The 19460-nt window shown below is 71.5% G+C and carries 20 protein-coding genes and 1 riboswitch; of the genes, 10 read left to right on the top strand and 10 right to left on the bottom strand.

What is annotated here, in order from left to right:
- The first annotated feature begins 47 nt into the window (after positions 1-47).
- The gene (locus ACFYYW_RS41995) at positions 48-1700 is read left to right on the top strand and encodes a DNA repair helicase XPB (protein ID WP_352320894.1); all 1653 of its coding nucleotides are present in this window, start codon (positions 48-50) and stop codon (positions 1698-1700) included.
- 219 nt (positions 1701-1919) lie between these two features.
- Here the strand turns inward: ACFYYW_RS41995 and ACFYYW_RS41990 are convergent, their stop codons facing one another.
- Complete coding sequence (locus ACFYYW_RS41990; RefSeq protein WP_387658269.1) at positions 1920-2255, bottom strand: hypothetical protein; 336 nt, start codon at positions 2253-2255, stop codon at positions 1920-1922.
- 121 nt (positions 2256-2376) lie between these two features.
- Between ACFYYW_RS41990 and ACFYYW_RS41985 the strand changes: the two genes are divergently transcribed.
- Complete coding sequence (locus ACFYYW_RS41985; RefSeq protein WP_387658266.1) at positions 2377-4377, top strand: HelD family protein; 2001 nt, start codon at positions 2377-2379, stop codon at positions 4375-4377.
- 62 nt (positions 4378-4439) lie between these two features.
- Complete coding sequence (locus ACFYYW_RS41980) at positions 4440-4970, top strand: YbhB/YbcL family Raf kinase inhibitor-like protein (RefSeq protein ID WP_352320888.1); 531 nt, start codon at positions 4440-4442, stop codon at positions 4968-4970.
- 102 nt (positions 4971-5072) lie between these two features.
- On the opposite strand, the gene ACFYYW_RS41975 is transcribed toward ACFYYW_RS41980, so the two are convergent.
- The 6 genes from ACFYYW_RS41975 to ACFYYW_RS41950 form a co-directional block, all read right to left on the bottom strand.
- Complete coding sequence (locus ACFYYW_RS41975) at positions 5073-5651, bottom strand: hypothetical protein (protein WP_387658262.1); 579 nt, start codon at positions 5649-5651, stop codon at positions 5073-5075.
- 152 nt (positions 5652-5803) lie between these two features.
- Positions 5804-7432, bottom strand: a complete 1629-nt coding sequence (gene groL / locus ACFYYW_RS41970) for a chaperonin GroEL (protein WP_352320884.1) — start codon at positions 7430-7432, stop codon at positions 5804-5806.
- 343 nt (positions 7433-7775) lie between these two features.
- Complete coding sequence (locus tag ACFYYW_RS41965; protein ID WP_106250594.1) at positions 7776-7976, bottom strand: cold-shock protein; 201 nt, start codon at positions 7974-7976, stop codon at positions 7776-7778.
- Positions 7977-8226: 250 nt separating this feature from the next.
- On the bottom strand, positions 8227-8502 hold the full coding sequence (locus ACFYYW_RS41960) for a MoaD/ThiS family protein (RefSeq protein ID WP_352320882.1): 276 nt from the start codon (positions 8500-8502) through the stop codon (positions 8227-8229).
- Between the two features lie 25 nt (positions 8503-8527).
- Positions 8528-9760, bottom strand: a complete 1233-nt coding sequence (gene thrC / locus ACFYYW_RS41955; protein ID WP_352320881.1) for a threonine synthase — start codon at positions 9758-9760, stop codon at positions 8528-8530.
- A gap of 13 nt (positions 9761-9773) precedes the next feature.
- A riboswitch (SAM riboswitch) is annotated at positions 9774-9914 on the bottom strand.
- An 80-nt stretch (positions 9915-9994) separates the two neighbouring features.
- Positions 9995-10549 carry an RNA polymerase sigma factor gene (locus tag ACFYYW_RS41950; RefSeq protein ID WP_352320880.1) on the bottom strand — a complete coding sequence of 185 codons (555 nt, stop codon included), beginning with the start codon at positions 10547-10549 and terminating at the stop codon, positions 9995-9997.
- Between the two features lie 31 nt (positions 10550-10580).
- On the opposite strand from ACFYYW_RS41950, the gene ACFYYW_RS41945 reads away from it, so the two are divergent.
- Positions 10581-12005, top strand: a complete 1425-nt coding sequence (locus tag ACFYYW_RS41945) for a trehalose-6-phosphate synthase (protein ID WP_352320878.1) — start codon at positions 10581-10583, stop codon at positions 12003-12005.
- A gap of 41 nt (positions 12006-12046) precedes the next feature.
- Positions 12047-13231 carry an MFS transporter gene (locus ACFYYW_RS41940; protein WP_387658255.1) on the top strand — a complete coding sequence of 395 codons (1185 nt, stop codon included), beginning with the start codon at positions 12047-12049 and terminating at the stop codon, positions 13229-13231.
- On the opposite strand, the gene ACFYYW_RS41935 is transcribed toward ACFYYW_RS41940, so the two are convergent.
- The 3 genes from ACFYYW_RS41935 to ACFYYW_RS41925 form a co-directional block, all read right to left on the bottom strand.
- Complete coding sequence (locus ACFYYW_RS41935; RefSeq protein ID WP_387658252.1) at positions 13209-13793, bottom strand: hypothetical protein; 585 nt, start codon at positions 13791-13793, stop codon at positions 13209-13211. The genes ACFYYW_RS41940 and ACFYYW_RS41935 overlap by 23 nt on opposite strands.
- Before the next feature lie 96 nt (positions 13794-13889).
- Positions 13890-14660 (bottom strand): trehalose-phosphatase, encoded by a 771-nt coding sequence (otsB, locus tag ACFYYW_RS41930; RefSeq protein ID WP_387658249.1) that lies wholly within the window; start codon positions 14658-14660, stop codon positions 13890-13892.
- Positions 14661-14699: 39 nt separating this feature from the next.
- Complete coding sequence (locus ACFYYW_RS41925) at positions 14700-14999, bottom strand: DUF3263 domain-containing protein (RefSeq protein ID WP_352320870.1); 300 nt, start codon at positions 14997-14999, stop codon at positions 14700-14702.
- Positions 15000-15119: 120 nt separating this feature from the next.
- Between ACFYYW_RS41925 and ACFYYW_RS41920 the strand changes: the two genes are divergently transcribed.
- From ACFYYW_RS41920 to ACFYYW_RS41900, 5 genes are all read left to right on the top strand, one after another.
- Positions 15120-15926 (top strand): S-adenosyl-l-methionine hydroxide adenosyltransferase family protein, encoded by an 807-nt coding sequence (locus ACFYYW_RS41920; RefSeq protein ID WP_387658245.1) that lies wholly within the window; start codon positions 15120-15122, stop codon positions 15924-15926.
- Between the two features lie 129 nt (positions 15927-16055).
- Positions 16056-16631 (top strand): hypothetical protein, encoded by a 576-nt coding sequence (locus tag ACFYYW_RS41915; RefSeq protein ID WP_387658242.1) that lies wholly within the window; start codon positions 16056-16058, stop codon positions 16629-16631.
- The gene (locus ACFYYW_RS41910) at positions 16628-17812 is read left to right on the top strand and encodes a S8 family serine peptidase (RefSeq protein ID WP_387658239.1); all 1185 of its coding nucleotides are present in this window, start codon (positions 16628-16630) and stop codon (positions 17810-17812) included. The genes ACFYYW_RS41915 and ACFYYW_RS41910 overlap by 4 nt, the downstream gene beginning before the upstream one ends.
- A 26-nt stretch (positions 17813-17838) precedes the next feature.
- The gene (locus tag ACFYYW_RS41905; protein ID WP_387658237.1) at positions 17839-18246 is read left to right on the top strand and encodes a Zn-ribbon domain-containing OB-fold protein; all 408 of its coding nucleotides are present in this window, start codon (positions 17839-17841) and stop codon (positions 18244-18246) included.
- Positions 18247-18272: 26 nt separating this feature from the next.
- Positions 18273-19430 (top strand): lipid-transfer protein, encoded by a 1158-nt coding sequence (locus ACFYYW_RS41900; protein ID WP_387658613.1) that lies wholly within the window; start codon positions 18273-18275, stop codon positions 19428-19430.
- The last annotated feature ends 30 nt before the right edge of the window (positions 19431-19460 follow it).

The following is a 19460-nucleotide window of genomic DNA, read 5'->3' as shown; positions in this document are numbered from 1 at the left end:
TGTTCCTGCCGTCGTGTGTGTTGGATAAGGGTCAACCGTAGGAAGGGATGTCCGTGAACGACGGCCCGCTCATCGTCCAGTCGGACAAAACGCTGCTGCTCGAGGTCGACCACGAGAAGGCCGACGCGTGCCGCAAGGCGATCGCGCCGTTCGCCGAGCTCGAACGAGCGCCTGAACACGTCCACACCTACCGCGTCACGCCGCTCGCCCTGTGGAACGCGCGGGCCGCCGGCCACGACGCCGAGCAGGTCGTCGACGCGCTGATCGGCTTCAGCCGCTACCCGGTGCCGCACGCGCTGCTCGTCGACATCGCCGAGACGATGGCCCGCTACGGCCGCCTGCGCCTGGAGAAGGACCCGGTCAACGGGCTGGTCCTGACCTCGACCGACCGCGCGGTGCTCGAAGAGGTGCTGCGCTCGAAGAAGATCCAGCCGATGCTGGGCGAGCGCCTCGGCGCCGACTCGGTCATCGTGCACCCGAGCGACCGCGGCAACGTCAAGCAGGCGCTGCTCAAGCTGGGCTGGCCCGCCGAAGACCTGGCCGGCTACGTCGACGGCGAGGCCCACCCCATCAAGCTGCTCCAGGACGGCTGGGAGCTGCGCCCTTACCAGCGCGAGGCGGCCGACGCCTTCTGGCACGGCGGCTCCGGCGTGGTCGTGCTGCCCTGCGGCGCGGGCAAGACCATCGTGGGCGCGGCGGCCATGGCCCACGCCCAGGCCACCACGCTGATCATGGTGACCAACACGGTCAGCGCCCACCAGTGGAAGACCGAGCTGCTCAAGCGCACCTCGCTGACCGAGGACGAGATCGGCGAGTACTCCGGCAACAAGAAGGAGATCCGCCCGGTCACCATCGCCACGTACCAGGTGATGACCACCAGGCGGAAGGGCGTCTACAGCCACCTGGAGCTGTTCGACGCGCGCGACTGGGGCCTGATCGTCTACGACGAGGTCCACCTGCTGCCCGCGCCGATCTTCCGGATGACCGCCGACCTCCAGGCCCGCCGGCGGGTGGGCCTGACCGCGACGCTCGTGCGCGAGGACGGCCGCGAGGGCGACGTGTTCTCCCTCATCGGCCCCAAGCGCTACGACGCGCCGTGGAAGGAGATGGAGAACCAGGGCTGGATCGCGCCGGCCGACTGCGTCGAGGTGCGGGTCACGCTGACCGACGAGGAGCGGCTGGCGTACGCGATGGCCGAGGCCGAGGAGCGTTACCGGTTCTGCGCCACCACGCCGTCCAAGACGTACGTGACCGAGGCGCTGGTCCGGCGGCATCTGGGCGAGCAGGTGCTGGTCATCGGCCAGTACATCGACCAGCTCGACGAGCTCGGCGAGCACCTCAACGCGCCGGTCATCAAGGGCGAGACCAGGGTCAAGGAGCGCGAGCGGCTCTACCAGGCGTTCCGCGACAAGGAGATCCAGGTCCTGGTGGTGTCGAAGGTGGCGAACTTCTCCATCGACCTGCCCGAGGCGGCCGTCGCGATCCAGGTGTCGGGCACGTTCGGGTCGCGGCAGGAGGAGGCCCAGCGGCTCGGACGGGTGCTGCGGCCCAAGGCCGACGGCGGTGGCGCCCGGTTCTACACGGTGGTCAGCAGGGACACCGTCGACCAGGAGTTCGCCGCCCACCGGCAGCGCTTCCTGGCCGAGCAGGGATACGCCTACCAGATCATCGACGCCGACGACGTGCACGGCGAGGTGTGACGGGTTGAAGGCCCGGCCGCTCGTTGCCTGAGCGGCCAGGCACGGCGTTTATGTCACGTCCACGAGACTCCACGGGTCGTCGACATCGAACCACCCCCCTCACCTGCGTACTATCACGCCGCCTGCGACATACCCCCATGATCCGCCAAACGCACCTGAAATGCCCGACTTTTTCGGTATTCCCACGTTCACTCAGAGATACGGTCTTTGCCGGGTTTGCTAGCCGGCCAGCAGGCCGCCGAGGAACAGCACCGCGCCGGCGACGATCCAGGCGGCGACCCCCGTCCCCATGAGCCGGCCGAACGTGCGCGGGTCCTGCCGGGACGCCGGGACCAGCCACGCGGCCAGCGTGGCGCAGGCGGCCAGCGCGGCGAACAACCCCGACACCGTGGAGACCGCCCCGAGGCGCCGGGAACACGCCGACGGGGACTCGCCGCCCGCGCAGAACGCCTCCAGCCCCCATCCGGCGAAGACCGACATCCCCCAGAGCGCCGCCAGCAGGAAGCTCGCGACCGTGGGGATCATCGGCGAGAGGACCAGGCGAAGCCGCGCCACCTTCCCTCCTTACCCCGCCGCGCGCCGGTAAATGCTTTGGAGGCACCGGACGGCCGCCGTTAAACTAGTCGATTCGCTGCCTTGACCACCTCCGTTTCTCGACCATGGGAGGCGCTTTCGCATGCCCACACACCAACTGGCTCCCGACATACCCTCCGACGTGCTCGCCGCCGAGCAGGCCCACCTGGCCGAGTCCAGGGCCGCGCTCAAGGCGATGCGGGCCCACGCCCAGTCGTTGTCGGCCGACGCGGCCGGCGACTGGGTCTCGCAGCAGATCCTCCAGTCGCTGCTGGACCAGCGCGTGGCCGCCCTGGCCGACCACCCGGACACCCCGCTGTTCTTCGGCCGCCTCGACCGCGAGGGCGGCGACGACCTGCCGGGCACCCTCTACGTCGGCCGCCGGCACGTGCACGACGGCACCAGCCGGCCGCTGGTCATCGACTGGCGCGCGCCGGTGTCCCGCGCGTTCTACCAGGCCAGCCCGGCCGACCCGATGGGCGTCGTCCGCCGCCGCCGCTTCGGCTACCACGGCGGCGCGCTGACCGCGTTCGAGGACGAGCCGCTCGGCGAGGGCGGTGAGGTCGGCCCCTCGAAGATCCTCACCGAGGAGATCGAACGCCCGCGCACCGGCCCGATGCGCGACATCGTGGCCACCATCCAGCCCGACCAGGACGAGATCGTCCGCGCGACGCTGGCCCAGACGGTGTGCGTCCAGGGCGCCCCCGGCACCGGGAAGACCGCCGTGGGCCTCCACCGGGCCGCGTACCTGCTGTTCACCCACCGCGAGCGGCTGGCCAGGTCAGGCGTGATGATCGTGGGCCCGAACCGGGCGTTCCTGTCCTACATCTCCTCCGTCCTGCCCGCGCTGGGCGAGGTCAAGGTCGACCAGACCACCGTGGCCGGGCTGCTCGGCGAGCACGCCGCCGAGGAGGACCCGATGGTCTCCGCGGTCAAGGGCGACGCCAGGATGGCCGCGGTGCTCGAACGGGCGTTGTGGATGCACATCGTCAAGCCCGAGGACGGCCTGGTGTTCACGAAGGGCGCCTACCGCTACCGGGTCGCCGACCACGAGGTGCGCGAGATGGTGGCCTCCCTGCGCGGCACCACCCGCTACTCGCCGGGGCGGGCCGCGCTGGCCCAGCGCCTGGCCCACCAGGTGCTCGTACGGATGGAGCAGCGCGGCGAGTCGCCCGACGACCGCGTCCAGGACGCGGTGGCCAGGTCGAGGCCGGTCAAGCAGCTCGTCGACGCGGTGTGGCCGAAACTGACGCCGGAACAGGTCCTGCACCGCCTGCTGTCCGACCCAGAATTCCTCTCAAAAGCCGCCAAAACCGATTTGTCGCCTGACGAGCAGGAAATGCTGCTTTGGCGGAAGCCTTATCGGAGCTGGAAGTCCGCCAGATGGTCGGCCGCCGACGCCGCGCTCCTCGACGAGCTGCGCGACCTCATGGAGCGCACCCCGTCGCTCGGCCACCTCGTCGTGGACGAGGCCCAGGACCTGTCCGAGATGCAGCTGCGGGCGCTCGGCCGGCGCTGCCGCAACGGCTCGGCCACCGTGCTCGGCGACCTGGCCCAGGGCACCACGCCGTGGTCCACCAGCTCGTGGGAGACCGTGCTGAAGCACCTCGGCCAGGACGAGGGCGAGGTGACCGAGCTGACGCTCGGCTTCCGCGTGCCGCGTGAGGTGCTCGACTACGCGGCCCGCCTGCTGCCCTCGATCGCCCCCGAGCTGGCCGCCCCGCGGTCGCTGCGTCCGGGCGCGGGCTCGCTGACGGTCCGGCCGGGCGGCACGGTCGCCGAGGCCGCCCGGGAGGTCCTGGCCAAGGAGGGCTCGATCGGGGTCATCGTCCCCGACGCGATGGTGGCGGCGGTCTCCGAGTCGCTGTCCGGCCTGCCGCACGCGGTGCTCGACCCCGACGCGACGCAGGAGCACCGCCTGCTGATCGTGCCCGCCACGCTCGCCAAGGGCCTGGAGTACGACCACGTGATCGTCGTGGAGCCCGCGGACATCGTCGAGGCCGAGCCCCGCGGCCTGGCCCGCCTGTACGTGGTCCTGACCCGTGCGGTCACCTCGCTCACGGTGCTGCACGACAGGCCGCTCCCGGCGCAGCTGGCAACCTGACGGAGGGCGGGCACGGCCGCTTCTAGGATGGCCTGAAGGAGCTGTCAACCTAGGAGGATGCCGTGCCCGCACCGCTTCCGCATGAACACCTGCCCCCGGTCCCCGCGCTCGTGGTGGAGAGCGACGACATCCGCGACGGCGAGCGGCTGAACGACCTCCACGTCTTCGACGACTGGGGGATGACCGGCGGGAACGTCTCTCCCCAGCTGCGCTGGTCGGGCGCCCCCGAGGGCACCCGCGGCTACGCCGTCACCTGCCACGACCCCGACGCCCCCACCGGCAGCGGCTTCTGGCACTGGGTGCTGTTCGACCTGCCCGGCGACACCACGGAGCTGCCCAGGGGCGCGGGCACCGGCCCCGACTTCAAGGGCCTGCCCGCCGGCGCCGTCCACGCCCGCAACGACTACGGCACCAAGGACTACGGCGGCGCCGCTCCCCCGCCCGGCGCCCCCCACCGCTACGTCTTCACCGTGCACGCGCTCGGGGTCGACGAGCTGGGCGTCGACAGCGACGCGAGCCCGGCCGTGGTCGGCTTCAACATCACCGCCAACACGCTGGCCCGCGGTCACGTCGTCGCGCACTTCGGCGTCTGAGACCGGCACAACACCGCGGCGAAGGCGCCCCGTTCGCGTTCGGGGCGCCTTCGCCGTGGTGCCGCGTCGGGTTCAGGTACGCCCGGCGCCACCAGACGGGGTTCAGTCGCCCTGCACCAGTTCGTCGGCGAACGTGAAGTCCATGGGGGCGTTGGACGACCGGTCCTCGCTCTCGCCGGCCGACCGGCCCTCGAAGGCGTCCGCGACGTCCTCACGCTCGCCTGACATGTCCTGGCCCTCGTCCGCGACGTCCTCGCGCTCGCCGGACACGTCCTGGCCCTCGTCCGCGACGTCCTCGCGCTCGCCGGACATGTCCGCGCCTTCGTCCGTGGCGTCCTCGCGCCAGTCGGACATGTCCTGGCCTTCGTCCGAGGTGTCCTCGCGCCAGCCGGACCTCTCGCCGGCCTCGTCCGACGTCCTGTCCTCGCCTTCCTCCGACGACCGGTACTCGCCCTCCTCCGACATCTCCCCGCGCTCGTCCTGCGACGTCCATCTCGACGGCGAGGCGCAGTAGTCGCGGTCGTACAGTTCCAGGTAGCCCGCGCAGTAGGGCACGTCGACGTACTCCAGGGCATCGTCCAGGTAACCGTGGTCGTCTGCCTGGGCGGGCATCGTCATGGCGGCCGCGGCGGCCACCATGACGGCTCCGAGCCCGAGAACGCGCGCGGTGCGGGAATTCATGTAACTACTCCTTTGTGCGGTGAATCGTCACTTCGTTTCGTTACTTTCCGTAGTCAATAACTACTAAACGTGACGGGTTCGGACACAACAAAAGGCGGCCGGATCCGTGGAGATCCGAACCGCCTTCTGATGCGTCAGCGACCAGGCGAGGCCTAGAAGTCCATGTCGCCGCCGCCGGGCATGCCGGCCGGAGCAGCAGGGGTCTTCTCGGGCTTCTCGGCGATGACGGCCTCGGTGGTGAGGAAGAGCGCCGCGATGGAGGCGGCGTTCTGCAGCGCGGAGCGCGTCACCTTGGCCGGGTCGATGATCCCGGAGTCGAACATGTTGACGTACTCGCCGGAAGCGGCGTTGAGGCCCTCGCCCGGGGTCAGGTTGCGCACCTTCTCCACGACGACGCCGCCCTCGAGGCCCGCGTTGACCGCGATCTGCTTGAGGGGCTCCTCAAGCGCCTTCTTCACGATCGCCGCGCCGGTGGCCTCGTCGCCGTTGAGCTCGAGCTTGTCGAACGCCTTGGCGCCGGCCTGCAGCAGCGCCACGCCACCGCCGGGGACGATGCCCTCCTCGACGGCCGCCTTGGCGTTGCGCACGGCGTCCTCGATGCGGTGCTTGCGCTCCTTGAGCTCGACCTCGGTCGCCGCGCCGGCCTTGATGACCGCCACGCCACCGGCCAGCTTGGCCAGGCGCTCCTGCAGCTTCTCGCGGTCGTAGTCGGAGTCGGTGCGCTCGATCTCGGCGCGGATCTCGTTGACCCGGCCGGAGATCGCCTCGGCGTCACCGGCGCCGTCGACGATGGTGGTCTCGTCCTTGGTCACCACGACCTTGCGGGCGCGGCCGAGCAGGTCGAGGGTGGCGGTCTCGAGCTTGAGGCCGACCTCCTCGGCGATGACCTGACCGCCGGTCAGGATCGCGATGTCGCCCAGCATGGCCTTGCGGCGGTCGCCGAAGCCCGGGGCCTTGACGGCCACGGAGCGGAACAGGCCGCGGATCTTGTTGACCACCAGGGTCGCCAGGGCCTCGCCCTCGACGTCCTCGGCGATGATCAGCAGCGGCTTGCCGGACTGAACGACCTTGTCGAGCAGCGGCAGCAGGTCCTTGTTGGCCGAGACCTTGCTGTTGACGATCAGGATGTACGGGTCTTCGAGAACGGCCTCCATGCGGTCGGAGTCGGTCACGAAGTACATCGACGTCATGCCCTTGTCGAAGCGCATACCCTCGGTGAGCTCGAGCTCCAGGCCGAAGGTGTTGCTCTCCTCGACGGTGATGACGCCTTCCTTGCCGACCTTGTCCATCGCCTCGGCGATGAGCGAGCCGATCTCGGGGTCGGCGGCGGAGATGGAGGCGGTGGAGGCGATCTGCTCCTTGGTCTCCACGTCCTTGGCCAGCTTGGAGAGCTCCTCGCTGACCCGCTCGACGGCGGCCTCGATGCCCTTCTTCAGGGCCATCGGGTTGGCGCCGGCGGCCACGTTGCGCAGACCTTCGCGCACCAGAGCCTGGGCGAGCACGGTGGCCGTGGTGGTGCCGTCGCCGGCGACGTCGTCAGTCTTCTTGGCGACTTCCTTGACCAGCTCGGCGCCGATCTTCTCCCACGGGTCCTCGAGCTCGATCTCCTTGGCGATGGAGACGCCGTCGTTGGTGATCGTGGGAGCGCCCCACTTCTTCTCCAGCACGACGTTGCGCCCCTTGGGGCCCAAGGTCACCTTGACGGCGTCGGCGAGCTGGTTCATACCGCGCTCGAGACCGCGCCGGGCGTCCTCGTCAAACGCGATCATCTTGGCTGCCATAAGGCTAGACCTCCCAGATGCAGGGTGGCGTGTCCTGGACCGAGCCGACGCCCGCGACGGCATAGGCCTGCATCTCCGTTCGGCAGACCCCATCGTCTCGATCCGAGTTGTTGGCACTCTGCCACACAGAGTGCCAACGAACTGTTTAGCACTCTACCCTGCCGAGTGCAAGCCACGGGCACCCCACCCCAGCTCATCGGGCAGGTCATCGGGTGCGCCGGTTCGTACGGCGAGCCGCCCCTGAGGCGCGGCCCGCCGTGCGAAGCCGACGGAGGAAACAGTGGCGAGCCCGTACGGACTGCGCTGCCGCACGTCCCGCCTGGTGCATACCAGCGAGGGTGAATCAGACCGTGCGGACGGACTCCGCCTGCGGCCCCTTCTGGCCCTGCGTGATCTCGAACTCGACGCGCTGTCCTTGTTCGAGAGAGCGGTACCCGTCCATCATGATCGCTGAGTAATGGACGAATACATCCTTACCACCGTCTACCGCGATGAAGCCGTAGCCCTTGTCCGCGTTGAACCACTTGACGGTGCCCTGCGCCACTTCCGACTCCTCTTACTGGGCTCGCAGATCTCGCCCATTCCTTCGCGAGACCCGTAATCGCCTGACTTTTGGGAAAATCAGCCAGACGATCGCCCTCGACCATACCTGTGGCACGGGGTTTGGCAACAGAGTCAACCGACAAAACGCTAATTTCATCGAAGGCTGAGTCGTTCGAGGTTGAATTTGGTTCTAAAACAAGAAGGCGCCCACAAGGGGCGCCTTCAAGAGTCGGTGGTTCGGGGTTCGGCGGTCAGCCGCCCGCGACGGCGGGGATGATGGAGATCTGAGCGCCTTCAGGGGCGGGAGTGTCCAGTCCCTCGGCGAAACGGACATCCTCTTCGCCAACGTATACGTTGACAAAACGACGAATCTTGCCCGATTCATCCAGAATTCTCGCGCCGATCCCCGGGTAGTCGGAGTCGAGCTTGGCGAGAACGTCACGAAGAGTCGCCCCTTCGCCACTCACCTCGGCGTTACCCCCGGTGTAAGTGCGCAGAATGGTGGGAATCCGCACAGAAACGCTCATGGTTTTTGTTGCCTTTCCTGGATTGTCAGACAGTCGCGCGGAACGCGTCGAGAGAGGGCCGGATCACGGCGGTGGGCCGCGCGTCGTCGCTGATCGCGTCGAGCGTCTTGAGGCCGTCGCCGGTGTTCAGGACCACGGTCTCGGCCTCGGGGTCGAGCCTGCCCGTCTCGACGAGCTTCTTCAGCACGCCCACCGTGACGCCGCCGGCGGTCTCGGCGAAGATGCCCTCGGTGGAGGCCAGGAGCTTGATGGCGGCGACGATCTCGGGGTCGGTGACGTCCTCGACGCCCCCGCCCGTGCGCCGGGCGATGTCCAGCACGTACGGCCCGTCGGCGGGGTTGCCGATGGCCAGCGACTTGGCGATCGTGTCCGGCTTGACCGGCTGGACGACGTCGTGCCCCGCCTTGTACGCCGTCGAGACCGGCGAGCACCCGGCCGCCTGGGCCCCGAACACCTTGTAGGGGGTGTCCTCGACCAGCCCGAGCGCGATCAGCTCCTTGAAGCCCTTGTCGATCTTCGTGAGCTGGGAGCCGGAGGCGATGGGGATGACGATCTGCTCGGGCAGCCGCCAGCCGAGCTGCTCGGCGATCTCGTACGCGAGCGTCTTGGACCCCTCGGCGTAGTAGGGCCGCAGGTTGACGTTGACGAACCCCCACCGCTCGCCCAGCGGGTCGCCGATCAGCTCCGAACAGAACCGGTTGACCTCGTCGTACGTGCCGTCGATGCCGATCAGCCGGCCGCCGAACACCCGGGCCATGGCGATCTTGGCCGCTTCGAGGTCGGCCGGGATGAACACGCACGCGTCGAGGCCGGCCCGCGCGGCGGCGGCGGTGACCGCGCCGGCGAGGTTGCCCGTGGAGGAGCAGGAGAGCGTGTGGAAACCGAAGTTCCTGGCCGCCTCGACGGCGATGGCGACCACCCGGTCCTTGAAGGAGTGGGTGGGGTTGCCCGAGTCGTCCTTCACGTACAGGGAACGGATGCCGAGCGCCTTGCCGAGGTTGCCGGCCTTGACCAGCTTCGTCCAGCCCGGGTTCATGTTGGGCTTGCTCGCCACGTCGGCGGGGACCGGGAGCAGGTGGCGGTAGCGCCAGATGTTGGCGGGGCCGGACTCGATGTCCGCGCGGGTCACCTGGCCGAAGGAGTAGGCCGCTTCGAGCGGCCCGAAACACTCCAGGCAGGCGAAGCTGGGACCCAGGGGGTAGCGCGTGCCGCACTCGCGGCAGGACAGAGCGACGGCAGGACCAAAGTCGAGCGACATGAAGCGAGGCCTTCCCTCATCTTCGCCCGCGGCCACCTTGACCGCGAACCGGAATTGGCACCTTGTCCCGGTCGGCCTCGCCAGGTCGCGAGCACAAGCCGGGAGGGTTGCCGGGGCTTCGCAGGGCCGGTCCCTCCACCCCTCTGGATGAGCAATATTCAGTTGTTCGAAAAGGACTCTACCTTCTCAAGTGGTGGAAACGACCACCCGTCTCAGCATGCGAGAGAACGCGTCTCACCGATAGTCCTCCCCGAGGACTCCCTGCACGTACTTGCGGGCCTGGTGGATGCGGGACTTGGCGGTGCCGAGCGGGATGTTGAGCTGCTCGGCCACCTCGCTGTAGTCGAGCTGGACGATGTCGCGCAGCACCAGCGCCTGGGCCAGGTCGGGCTTGTCGGCCTCCAGCGCCTCCATCGCGTCGAGCAGGTCGAGCCGCGAGCCGGCGATCACGCTGACCCGCCGCGCGTCCGGCTTCTGCATCGGCAGCTCCTCCGACGTCTGCTCGGCGGCCCTGCGCTTCAGCGAGCGGTACGTGGTGCGCGCGCAGTTGGCGGTCACGATGTGCAGCCAGGTGCTGAACCTGGCCCGCCCCTCGAACCGGCCGATGTTGCGCGCCACGGCCAGCAGAGTGTCCTGCGAGGCTTCTTCCGCGTCCTGGTGATAGGGCAGGATCCGGGCGCAGTGGCGCATCACGTCAGGCTCGATCCTGGCCAGGAGCTCGCCGAGCGCGCGATGGTCTCCGGCCGCGGCCGAGCGGGCGAGTTCCTCGGTTAGCTCATCTAGCGCCATAGCTGGGATCCTATGGGCGAAGGGAGCCCAAATGAACAGCGTTCTCGTGGCGTCCAACCGCGGGCCGGTCTCCTTCACCGTCGACGACGACGGTGAGCTGACCATGAAACGCGGTGGTGGCGGCCTCGTCTCGGGCCTGTCGGGGGTGGCCAAGGAGCACGGCGTGCTGTGGGTGTGCGCCGCGCTGTCCGACGGCGACCGCAGCGCCGTGCGCCTGGCCCCGGGGGGCCGGCTCGACCGCGGCGGCTACGACACGGGCGCCCTGCGCATGCTCGACATCCCCGCGGCCACCTTCCACCGCGCCTACAACGCCGTGGCCAACTCGACCCTGTGGTTCGTCAACCACCTGCTGTACGACATCCCCAACTCCCCCAGTTTCGGCACCAGGTTCCGGCGCGAGTGGGAGTCCTACCGCGACTACAACGGCGCGTTCGCGCTGGCGCTGGCCGAGGAGGCCGGGCACGGCGCCCGCGTGATGGTCCAGGACTACCACCTGACGCTCACCCCGGCGATGCTCCGCGCCGAGCGGCCCGACCTGCGCATCGCCCACTTCAGCCACACGCCGTGGGCGCCTCCCGAGTACTTCTCCCTGCTGCCCGACGCGGTGACCGGGGAGGTGCTCGACGGCATCCTGGGAGCCGACCACGCGGGCTTCCTCACCGCCCGGTGGGCGGCGGCGTTCATGGACTGCTGCGAGGCGCTGCTGGGCGCGCGGGTGGACCGCGCGGCCCGCACGGTCACCCACGAGGGCAGGACGACCCGCGTCGGCGTGCACAGCCTGGGCGTGGACGGCGCGGCGCTGTGGGCGCGGGCCTGCGAGCCCGACGTCGAGTCGCACATGGCCGCGCTGGCCGAGCAGGTGGCCGGACGCCGGCTGATCGTCCGCATCGACCGCACCGAGCTGTCCAAGAACATCGTGCGCGGGCTGCTGGCCTACCGGGAGTTCCTGGCCGCCCATCCGGAGTGGCACGGCAAGGTCGTCCACCTGGCCTTCGCCTACCCCAGCCGGCACGACCTGCCCGAATACCGCGAGTACACCGCGTCGGTGCAGCGCTGCGCGCGCGAGATCGAGGACGAGTACGCCACCGAGGACTGGGACCCGGTCATCCTCAACGTCAACGACGACTACCCGCGCTCGCTGGCCGCCTACCGGCTGGCGGACGTCCTGCTGGTCAACCCCATCCGCGACGGCATGAACCTGGTCGCCAAGGAGGGGCCGGTCCTGTCGCCGCGCTGCGCCCTGGTGCTCTCGCGCGAGGCGGGGGCGGCCGCCGAGCTGGGCCCGTACGCGCTGGTGGTCAACCCCTACGATGTGAGCGGCACCGCGGACGCGCTGCACGAGGCGCTGGTGATGCCCGAGGACGAACGCCGGCGGCGCCGCGACCGGCTGCGCGAGGCGGCCACCGCGCTGCCGCCGCACCAGTGGCTGGAATCCCAACTCGACGCCCTGCTTTAACATGAGAAGTCGGGTTCACTGCCAATGACGGAGGCTGCCGGGTGTCGACGGTCTCAGTGCCCATCAGACTCGTCCGGGACCGTCCGACCTGGCTCATCTACTTCCTGCTCGGCACGTTCGCCACGTTCGTGTACGGCCTGAGCGCCGCCCTCCCGCTGCTGCGCGCCGACCAGCGCACCACGGCCACCGTCGCCGGGCTGCACGGCACCGCCATGGCGGTCGGCACGATCGGCGCCGGGCTCGCGCTCCCCCTGCTCACCAGGCTGCTCGGCCGGCGCTCGACGTGCTGGTTCGGCCTGGCCGGGATGAACGCCGGCGTGCTGCTGGTCATGGCCACCTCCGCGCTGCCCCTGACGCTGCTCGGCTACGGCCTGGCCGGCGGCTTCGGCTCGGTCATGCTCTACGCGGCGATGGCCGAGCTCAGCGACCACCAGGGGGCCGCCGGGCCGGCCGCGCTCAGCGAGGCCAACGCCGTGGGCGTGCTGGTGGGGATGGTGGCGACGTTCGTGCTCAGCCAGGTGGCGCAGAGCGCGCTCGGCTGGCGGGCCGCCCTGCTGGTCACCCCCGCCGTCAGCGTGCTGCTCGCGTTGTCGCTGGGCCGCTCCTGGCCCGCGCCCCGGCGGGCCGGCGGCGGGCGGGGCGACGCGGTCGCCGGGCAGGCCGTCCCGGCGCGGGAGGGTGGCGGGTGGCGCTTCCATCTGGCCGGGGGCGTGCTGTTCTGCTGCGTGGCCCTGGAGTTCTCGTTCAATCTGTGGGCCGCCGACCTGTTCGCCCTCAGGACGGGCGTGCCGGTGGCCGTCGCGGCGACCGGGCTGACGGCGTTCGTCAGCGGCATGGCGGCGGGCAGGTTCGCCGGCGCGCAGCTCGCGCTGCGGCTGCCGGCCACGCCGCTGCTGGCCGGCGCTCTGGGGCTGATGGCCTTCGGCTGGGTGCTGTTCTGGGCGAGCACCGCGCCGGTCCTGTCGTACGTGGGGCTGGCGCTGAGCGGGCTGGGCGCGTCGCTGCAGTTCCCGCTCGCGCTGAGCACGCTGATCGCCGCCTCCGGCGACCGGGCGGACCGGGCGGCGGCCGCCTCGCCCGTGTGGGCGGGCGCCGCCATGGCGATCGGCCCGCTGCTGCTCGGCGCGCTGGCCGACGGCTACGGCACCGGGAACGCGTTCCTGCTGGTGCCCGTGGTCATCGGCCTCGCGGTCGCCGGGGTGCTCATCTCCAGTCGGCGTACTTGAGCGTGTCGGCCAGGCCGGGCGTGTCCCACTGGTCGACGACGAGGATCTGGCTCTTCGGCAGGTACCACTCGCGCTGCGTGAAGCGGGCCTTGACGCCGCCGCCCGAGTAGCTGACGCAGGTCGCCTGCCAGGCGTTGTAGGCGGCCTTGTGCCCGGCCCCCATCTGCCGGTAGCCCCTGGTGACCTTGGGGCCGACGACCTCGCCCCACTTGCGGTTGATCGGGCACGGCTGCACATCGCTGGCCGGATAGTACGGGTTCTTGCCCGTGTAGGGCCCGAACCCCTCGGCGCCCCGCTTGATCGCGCCGGGGCCGAGGACGTAGAACGCGTCGCACTCCGGCGAGCCCCAGCCCTGCGGCTTGGCGCACCGGCCGGTCACCACCTGGACGACGTCGCCGCCCTTGCGGTGGACCACCCACTCGATCGGGATGTAGAGCGTCAGCCCGCCGCGCAGCCTGAGCTGCTGGGCGGGGGCGGCGGAGGCGGCGCCGGGGACGGCGAGCACGGCGGCCAGGGTGGCCAGAGCCGCGGCGGAGGCGGCGGCGAGAGATCGTCGTGACATGCGCACCACCGTAGGACCCGCCACTTGCAGCCCAATCACGAACGGCTGAAAGCCGCGAGCCGGCCCGAAGCGAGCCGGCTCACGAACGGCTGGACCCTACGGACGGGTGAAGGCCGTCGTCAGCTCCCGCAGCAGCGCCACCACGCCGTCGGGCCCGTCGACCACGATGTCGGCCCGCTCGGCCAGCGCGGTCACCTCGGCCGAGCCGCTGCACACGGTCACGCCGGGCAGCCCCGAGGCGCGGACGGCGTCGAAGGCGGCCAGGTCGCCGAGGTCGTCGCCGACGAACATGACGGACCTGGCGTCCCGCTCGGCCAGGAACAGCCCGAGCGCGTGGCCCTTGTCCATGCCGGGCGGGCGCAGCTCGAGGACCATGCGTCCGGGCTCGATCACCAGGCCGTGTTTCCCGGCCAGCTCGGCCAGCGGCTCGCGCAGCACGGCGAGCGCGCCCTCGGGGTCGGGGGCGCGCCTGGTGTGCACGGCCACCGCCCTGCCCTTGTCCTCGATCGCCACGCCGTGCAGGCCGAGCGCGTCGAGCAGCAGGGGCAGCTCGGCCCGCACGCGCGGCACGCCGGGTGGCGGCGGCGGCGCCGAGACGCGTCCGTGCTCCCACCGTTCGAAGCCGTAGTGGCCGAGCACCACGAGGCCGGGCACGTCGGCCAGGCCGGGCCCGAGTTCGAGCGCGGTGGCCGCCGGCCTGCCGGTCACGATGGCCACGGCGCCGACGTGCGCGCCCAGTTCTGCGAGCACGGCGGGGGCCTCGGGGTGGATCTTGGCGGAGGCGGGATCGGGCACGATCGGCGACAGGGTTCCGTCGAAGTCGAGCCCGATCACGGCGCCGGACGGATCTTTAAGGATCGCTTCCATACCAGGGATGTTCCTCACGCGGCTGCCGTACCCAGCCGGTCAGGGACGCATGCCGAGCCGTCTCGCCGCACGGTCGCGCTGACGGGTGGAGCGCAACCGTCGCAACCGTTTGACCAGCATCGGGTCCTGCTCCAGCGCCTCCGGTCTGTCGATCAACTCGCCGAGCAACTGGTAGTAGCGGGTGGCCGAGAACCCGAAGGTCTCCTTGATGGCCTGCTCCTTGGCGCCCGCGTGCCGCCACCATTGGCGTTCGAAGGCGAGGAGTTCGAGATCGCGGTCGTTGAGGGATGTCCGGGACGGTTCCTGGGCAGCACTGTCACCGCTGAGCGGTGCTCCCATGATGTCCTCCTCGGGAAGGGGCGTGCGACGATCACATCGCACGCTTCGCGGCCCGTGGCCAATCGTAATGTGCGATCTGCGGCTGTTCACGGCGGATTGCCGGACGTACAGTCACGAAATGTGACCCCAGTCATCACGCTCCTCACGGACTACGGCCTCGAAGACGGCTATGTGGCCGCCTGCCACGGAGTGATCGCCGGGATCGCGCCCGAGGCGCGGGTGATCGACGTGTGCCACCTCGTCCCGCCCGGCGACGTACGGCGGGGCGCGGCGATCCTCGCCCAGACCATCCCCTACCTGCCTGAGGGCGTGCACATCGGCGCGGTCGATCCCGGCGCGGGCGGCGCGCGGCGATCGGTGGCGGTCGAGGCGGGCGGCCGGATGTTCGTCGGCCCCGACAACGGCCTGCTGTCGTGGGCGGTGCACGCCAGCGGCGGCGCGCGGGCCGCGTACGCGCTCAGCAACGAGGAGCTCTTCCTGCGGCCGGTGTCGCCGACCTTCCACGGCCGGGACGTCTTCGCGCCGGTCGCCGGGCGGCTGGCCGGCGGCCTGGACCCGGCCGAGCTGGGCCCCCGGGTGCCGGTCGAGCGGCTGGTCACGCTGCCCGCGCCGACCTCGCTGCTGCGGGAGGGCTCGGTCGAGGGCGAGGTCGTCTCGGTCGACCGGTTCGGCAACACGCAGCTGTCGATCGCGGCCGGCGACCTGCAGGCGCTGGGCGTCCAGGTGGGCGACACGCTGGGGGTGTGGCTCGGGCGGCGGCAGCTCGCCCTGCCCTTCCGGGCGACGTTCGCGGCGGTGCCGCCGGGCGAGCTGGTGGCGTTCACGGACTCGGCGGGGCTGATCGCCATCGCGGTCAACTCCGGGGACGCGGCCCAGAGGCTGGGCCTCCCCCCTGGGGCCCATGTCCGACTTTCGCCGACACCCTAGGGCGAATGGCCGCATAACAGCAATTACTCCGCGTATCGGGCTGTTTACCGAAGCGTCGGAACGAATCATCGGCCGCGTGCCAGAATGCAGGGCAGATCGGGCGTCCCTCCCCTCCCGTTCGAGGTTGACGTGTACCAACTGTCCGTCGTGCTGCTCTCCATCCTGTCCGTGTTCTGGCCGCAGGCCGACGTGCCCGTGCCGGAGCGCTGGCACACCTGGCCGGTGGCGCGGATCTTCCCTTCGGTCGTGCCGGGCCTCAGCCCGTCGGGGGCCAGGGTGACGTACGTGCTGGCGGGCGTGGCCCCCGAGGCGCCGTGCCGGGTCGCGTTCCAGCCCGCCGCGGTGCGGCCCGGCTGCCTGACCGCCCTGCGGGCCACGTACGCCGACAGCACCCGGACGTACGTGGCCACCGTCGGCATCGCCGTGCTCGGCGCGCCGGGCACGGCGATGTACCGCGGGACCTACCGCGGGACGCGCCCGGCCACCGTGCGGCCCGTCGCCTTCCCCGGCGGGCCGGCCGAGCGGTTCGGCCGGCGGCAGTACGTCACCGGGGCGGTGGCCGGCACGGGTGAGCCCTACCTCGTGGCGACGGCCGTGGGATACGCCGACGGGCGGGCGTACCGGCCGGGCGACCGCGCCGCGCCGCGGCTGCGCGGGGTCGCCCGGCAGCTCGCCGAGGCGTTGTACCGGGCGCTGACCCGATGAGGGTGCTCGCGTCCCTGCTGCCGGCTCTGATCCTGGCGGCCGGGGTCGCGGGCGTGGCGTCCAGCACCACCGACGACGTGCGGACGGCGGCCTCGCCGAGCGCCCCCGGCGGGGTGGGCGCCACCGCGCGGGCCCGGCAGTGGCAGCTCGCGGCGCTGCGCGCGCCCAGGGCGTGGCGGGAGAGCCGGGGCGCGGGCGTGCTGGTGGCCGTGCTGGACACCGGCGTGAACGCCTGCCACCCCGACCTGCGGGGAGCCGTCACCCAGGGCCCCGACCTGACCGGCGCGCCCCCGCGGCTCTGGGGACACCACGGCACCGCCATGGCCGGTCTGATCGCCGGCCGCGGGCACGGCGAGGGCCGCGCGGAGGGCGTGGTCGGCGTGGCCCCCGCGGCGCGGGTGTTGTCGATCAGGGTCACGCTGGAGAACACCGACCCGCTGCGCGCCGAGCAGCGGTCCGGCCGCCGCGACGCCCTGGCCGCCGGCATCAGGTACGCGGCCGACCACGGCGCGGACGTGATCAGCATGTCCCTCGGCGGCGGCAGCGGCGCGTGGGAGGGCTCGGCGGCCGAGGAGGAGGCCGTGCAGTACGCGCTCGCCCGCGGCGCGGTCCTGGTGGCCTCGGCGGGCAACGACGGCGACACGGCCAACAGGAAGAACTTCCCCGCCGCCTACCCGGGCGTGATGGCCGTGGGCGCGGTGGACCGGCGGCTGCGGGTGGCCCCCTTCTCCAACCGCCAGGACTACCTGTCGGTCGTCGCGCCGGGCACGGACGTCGTCACGGCCGACGGCGGCGACGGGTACGTGGTGGGCGACGGCACCAGCTCGGCGGCGGCCATGGTCGCGGGCGTGGCGGCCCTGGTGCGGTCGGCCCATCCGGAGCTGTCGCCGTACCAGGTGCGCACGGCCATCGAGCGCGGCACCAGGAGACGCCCCGCGCGCGGCCACAGCCCCGCCTATGGGCACGGGGTGGCCGACGCGCCGCTCGCCCTGCGGGAGGCGCGGCGGCTGGCCCACGGAAGGGTCTCACCGGCCGCCCGGCCCGGCCCGTACTTCGGTCGGGGGCCGGCCCGGCCGCCCGCCTCCAGGACGCCGGTCGTGGCCGGGATGGTGGTGCTGGCGGCGGCCATGTCGGCGCGGGTGGTCGCGACCCGGCGGCGGCGCAGGAGGGATTCACCCTAACAAGCGCTTGTGTAATACTCCTCGATATGACCTTAGCGATCGACGGCTGGTTCGCCATCGACGGGGACGGCGTCACCCACCTCATCGGCACCACCTGCCTGACCTGCGGGACCGTCGCCTTCCCGCCGCAGCCCGGCCTGTGCCGCAACCCGCGCTGCGAGGGCGAGGAGACAGCCGAGGCCCGGCTGCCGCGGCGCGGGCGGGTCTGGTCCTACACCGAGGCGTGTTACCCGCCGCCGGAGCCGTACGTGGCGGCGGAGCCGTACCGGCCGGTCACGCTGGCCGCCGTCGAGCTCGGCGACGCCGGGCTGGTGGTGCTCGGCCAGGTCAAGGACCTCACGGCCGGCGACCTGGAGGTGGGCATGGAGCTGGAGCTGGTGCACGGGCCGCTGGCCGACGGGCCGCTGGTGTGGATGTGGGGGCGGGCCTCGTGAGCGCGGTGGTGGTGCTCGGCGCGGGCATGCACCCGTGGGGCAAGTGGGGGCGTCCCTTCGCCGAGTACGGCGTCGCCGCCGCCCGCGCCGCCCTCCGCGACGCCGGCGTGGCCTGGACCGACGTCCAGTACGTGGTGGGGGCCGACACGATCAGGAACGGCTACCCCGGCTTCGTCGCCGGCGCCACCTACGCCCAGGCACTCGGCTGGACCGGCGCCAGGATCGCCTCCTGCTACGCGGCCTGCGCGTCCGGGGCCCAGGCCGTGGACATCGCCCGGACCAGGATCATGGCCGGGCTGTGCGACGTGGCGCTGGTGGTGGGCGCGGACTCCACCCCCAAGGGCTTCTTCAAGCCCGTCGGCGGCGACCGGCACGACGACCCCGACTGGCTGCGCTTCCGCCTGCTCGGCGCGACCAACCCGGCCTACTTCGGCCTGTACGCCCGCAGGCGCATGGCCCTGTACGGCTCCACCGCCGACGACTTCGCCGCCGTCAAGGTCAAGAACGCGCGCGCCGGCGCGCTCAACCCCATGGCCCGCTACCGCCGCCCGGTCACGGCGGAGGAGGTGCTGGCCTCGCCCATGGTGGCCGACCCGCTGCGCCTGATGGACATCTGCGCCACCTCCGACGGCGGGGCCGCGGTCGTGCTGGCCTCGCAGGCCTACGCCAGGCGGCTCGGCGCGACGGCCCCCGTGCGCCTGGCCGCCGTCTCCACGGTGACCCCGACCTTCCCCAACACGATCCTGGAGCTGCCGAACTTCGCCACCGAGTCCTGCGCCGCCGTTCCCGCGCCGGAGAGGCCCTTCAGAGCCGCGATCGCGCACGCGGCCTACGAGGAGGCCGGCCTGGGCCCCGAGGACGTCTCCTTCGCCGAGGTGTACGACCTGTCCACCGCCCTGGAGCTGGACTGGGTCGAGGACGTCGGCCTGTGCCCGCCGGGCGAGGCGGACAAGCTGCTGCGGGCGGGCGAGACCGCGCTCGGCGGCCGGGTGCCGGTCAACCCGTCGGGCGGCCTGGCCTCCTTCGGCGAAGCGATCCCGGCCCAGGCGATCGCGCAGCTGTGCGAGCTGACGTACCAGCTGCGCGGCGCGGCGGGCGGGCGGCAGGTGCCGGGCGCGCGCGTCGGCCTGGCGGTCAACCAGGGGCTGTTCGGCCACGGCTCGGCGATCGTGGCCACCACGTGACAAGGCCCTCCGGGAGGTTCTCCCGGAGGG

The sequence above is a fragment of the Nonomuraea sp. NPDC001831 genome (assembly GCF_042892035.1).
Classification (GTDB): Bacteria; Actinomycetota; Actinomycetes; order Streptosporangiales; family Streptosporangiaceae; genus Nonomuraea.
This window is presented reverse-complemented; position numbering and strand designations above follow the sequence as displayed.

Excerpts from the sequence above, each read along its gene's own strand:
- ACFYYW_RS41995 (WP_352320894.1), top strand. The coding sequence starts at position 48 with ATGTCCGTGAACGACGGCCCGCTCATCGTCCAGTCGGACAAAACGCTG.
- ACFYYW_RS41985 (WP_387658266.1), top strand. The coding sequence starts at position 2,377 with ATGCCCACACACCAACTGGCTCCCGACATACCCTCCGACGTGCTCGCC.
- ACFYYW_RS41975 (WP_387658262.1), bottom strand. The coding sequence starts at position 5,651 with ATGAATTCCCGCACCGCGCGCGTTCTCGGGCTCGGAGCCGTCATGGTG.
- groL (WP_352320884.1), bottom strand. The coding sequence starts at position 7,432 with ATGGCAGCCAAGATGATCGCGTTTGACGAGGACGCCCGGCGCGGTCTC.
- ACFYYW_RS41960 (WP_352320882.1), bottom strand. The coding sequence starts at position 8,502 with ATGAGCGTTTCTGTGCGGATTCCCACCATTCTGCGCACTTACACCGGG.
- thrC (WP_352320881.1), bottom strand. The coding sequence starts at position 9,760 with ATGTCGCTCGACTTTGGTCCTGCCGTCGCTCTGTCCTGCCGCGAGTGC.
- ACFYYW_RS41950 (WP_352320880.1), bottom strand. The coding sequence starts at position 10,549 with ATGGCGCTAGATGAGCTAACCGAGGAACTCGCCCGCTCGGCCGCGGCC.
- ACFYYW_RS41945 (WP_352320878.1), top strand. The coding sequence starts at position 10,581 with ATGAACAGCGTTCTCGTGGCGTCCAACCGCGGGCCGGTCTCCTTCACC.
- ACFYYW_RS41935 (WP_387658252.1), bottom strand. The coding sequence starts at position 13,793 with ATGTCACGACGATCTCTCGCCGCCGCCTCCGCCGCGGCTCTGGCCACC.
- otsB (WP_387658249.1), bottom strand. The coding sequence starts at position 14,660 with ATGGAAGCGATCCTTAAAGATCCGTCCGGCGCCGTGATCGGGCTCGAC.
- ACFYYW_RS41925 (WP_352320870.1), bottom strand. The coding sequence starts at position 14,999 with ATGGGAGCACCGCTCAGCGGTGACAGTGCTGCCCAGGAACCGTCCCGG.
- ACFYYW_RS41910 (WP_387658239.1), top strand. The coding sequence starts at position 16,628 with ATGAGGGTGCTCGCGTCCCTGCTGCCGGCTCTGATCCTGGCGGCCGGG.
- ACFYYW_RS41905 (WP_387658237.1), top strand. The coding sequence starts at position 17,839 with ATGACCTTAGCGATCGACGGCTGGTTCGCCATCGACGGGGACGGCGTC.
- ACFYYW_RS41900 (WP_387658613.1), top strand. The coding sequence starts at position 18,273 with ATGCACCCGTGGGGCAAGTGGGGGCGTCCCTTCGCCGAGTACGGCGTC.